Source organism: Clostridium frigoris, assembly GCF_018861865.1.
GTDB lineage: Bacteria > Bacillota > Clostridia > Clostridiales > Clostridiaceae > Clostridium_AD > Clostridium_AD frigoris.
On record NZ_JAHLDV010000128.1, the window covers coordinates 1 to 1,827 of the forward strand.

1 protein-coding gene is annotated in these 1,827 nt (G+C 32.1%); it reads right to left on the minus strand.

Translation table 11 applies throughout. From position 1 onward, the window contains the following. Nucleotides 1-120 precede the first annotated feature (120 nt). On the minus strand, nt 121-1,416 hold the full coding sequence (locus tag KPL37_RS19360) for an IS110 family RNA-guided transposase (RefSeq protein ID WP_216151703.1): 1,296 nt from the start codon (nt 1,414-1,416) through the stop codon (nt 121-123). Nucleotides 1,417-1,827: the final 411 nt, after the last annotated feature.

Sequence of the window (1,827 nt, forward strand, 5' to 3'; positions counted from 1 at the left end):
TAGACCAGCTAGTTAAAGTCAAGTGTAAATCTGCGAAAGTAGTCGCCAATTTCATTACACAACAAAAAGACCATTTCAGAACACGAACGATGGTAAATTTAGTAATTATTTAGGACTAACTTAAGCTACTTCTCTAGAATGGTTTTCTATATACATTCTTTGGTGTAACTTAGGATCTCTTAACTGGTATGCCTCTTGGTTTTTTAAAATTGCAAATATGTATTTTATAATCTTATGCATTATTGCAATTAAGGCAACCTTAGCTTTTTTGCCTTTAAGATTTTCTTGGTAGTATTTGATCAAAACAGGGTTCGTAGGCTCTCCATTTCTTTTGCGTCTTATAGATGCTAAAGCAACTGCAAAGAGTGCTCTTCTACCAAAACGAGTACCACGTTTAGACATTTTAACTCTATCACCTTTGAATTTACCAGATTCATTTACAGCTGGATCAACACCAAAAAAAGCGACTAGCTGCTTAGGTTTTAGAAAATTATCAATAGCCCCAATTTCAGCAAGTACAGTTACAGCTGTGATATATCCAACACCACCAAGTGTCATTAATAAATCAATGTTTTTATTTAATGTAGCTGGTAGCTCATCGCTGTCAATAAAACTTTTAATTTCATTCAAGAGCTTAGTTATTTCATTATCAATAGCTCCATATAGTGATATACAAGTTGTTATCGATACCGAAAGTCTTGGAGCCGAAAGGCTTATATATTTAGCTGCATTTGCGCATTCAATTAGTTCAGTGTACTTTTTTTCAGCCCAGTTGATGCCTTTTCTTGAATTTAGAAGAATATCAATAATATCTTTCTTTGGGGCTGAAATAACTAATTGAGGAGTTGGGTACTCTTTTAAAATACCTATTGAAGCGCTGCTACATGTGTTAGCAAAGATGTCTTGATATCCACTAAACGAGAGCGTAAGTGAACTGCTAAGCTTTTTCTTATAGCTTGAGCGATCATCTATAAGCTTATAGTAGTCACGAATCATAAGTTTTAATGAAAAAATATTAAAATCAATATCACTTGAAACCTTAATATCTTCATATTTTCCTAATTTGGCGATAGATAAAGAATCATTTTTATCATTTTTCACTTTCCTTATATCCTTATTCTTGTTACAATTAGTAACGAGTGGATTGATAATGAATGCATCAAATTTATTATCCTTAAGAAAGTGGAAAAGAGTAAGGTGGTACACGCCAGTGGACTCCATGAAGAATACAGGCTTCATGGCATACTCTTCTTCCGCTTTTTTTATTTGCTCTAAAAAGTAGTTAAAACCTTTAACTGTGTGATTAATTTTGAATGGTTTTCTAAACTGACTTCCGTCAGGGCAAAGAATTGAAGCGAAAGAAAATGCCGAAGCAACATCAATACCTATAACTGTACTGTTTAAATAATTTGGAATAATAAACATCTCCTTTTGTTTAAATTGGGCAGAGTAGAGATTCCACTTCTATCAGTTAGTTTGCAACCTTGTTAGTGACACGGGTAGTTCCAAATTTGGAAACCCAACCAGCTAAAACACAAAATACTTACTGATGGAATGATACGCTATTTCACGAGTATAGGTATAAAAATACCTCTCAGGAGGTTTACATCTATTTTCTCTATTCAGGAAATATTATAACATTGTGAAATAGCTAAGTTGGATTTTCTAAATGGAATCTAAGTGATAAAAAACCAAAAATAAAGATAAGTATAAATATTAAATTTAGAAATGGATAAACATAAACATTAATAAAGATAAGTAAGAAATCATTCGTATTATTTAGGGACAGTTTCTTATCAAACTTATAATTAGATTATACAAGGAGGT